This is a genomic window from bacterium (assembly GCA_024224155.1).
GTDB lineage: Bacteria > Acidobacteriota > Thermoanaerobaculia > Multivoradales > JAHEKO01 > CALZIK01.
Genome location: JAAENP010000246.1, coordinates 1 through 711, shown reverse-complemented (window position 1 = coordinate 711; position 711 = coordinate 1). Strand labels below are relative to the sequence as shown.

Here is a 711-nt window from a genome sequence, read left to right as displayed (position 1 = left end):
CGGGTGGCCGGGGCGGGAGCCGCGGTCTCCGGGGGCGGGACGCTCGGCTCCTGTCCGTACAGCGTCGGGATCGTCACGTTCTCGTCGAGCGCCAGTCGGATCGGGCCCAGCCACTCCATCCGGGAGTCCTTGTGGCGGGCGCCGTTGCCGAGGTCGAGCATCGTATTCCCGTTCTGGTCCTCACTGTCCGCCGCGCCAGCCGTGCCGTCCGCGTCCCAATCGACAGGCTGGGCGCGGGCCGGACGGATCTCGCGGTCCTGGTCGAGTTGGCCGTTGGCATTGAAATCCTCGCCGTTCTCGAGCGAAGGATAGAGCCCGATGGTCGCGTCGAGCGGATCCGGTGCGTCTCCGAAGTCGCAACCGCCTGAATTCTGTCGCGCATAGTCACGAGACTCGGTGACCAGATCCTCCGGGTCAGTGGGTGGGTAGAGGAAGTTGGCGCCGGCCTTGTCGTCGCACAGGAGGTTTCTCTTCGCGATTCCGGCGGGCTGAGATGGAAACATGACGGTCTTGGTGTAGGACCGGCGCGTGCGTTGGCCGTTCAGCAGGGCCGGAACAAAGGGAGAGAAATCCGGATGGTTGAGGCCCAGCGCGTGGCCCATCTCGTGCAAGGCGGTGGTCTCGACGTCGAGCGATCCGGAGGGAGCCATCGCCGCTGTGCTCAGGTAGGAGTTACCCATCGGTATGAGCTGGGTGGCCACAGCCGTGTTG

The 711-nt window shown here is 66.1% G+C and carries 1 protein-coding gene; it reads right to left on the bottom strand.

Translation table 11 applies throughout. The annotated features are described in order from the left end of the window. A partial coding sequence (locus tag GY769_12850) for a hypothetical protein (GenBank protein ID MCP4202808.1) occupies positions 1-711 on the bottom strand: 711 nt, incomplete at both ends.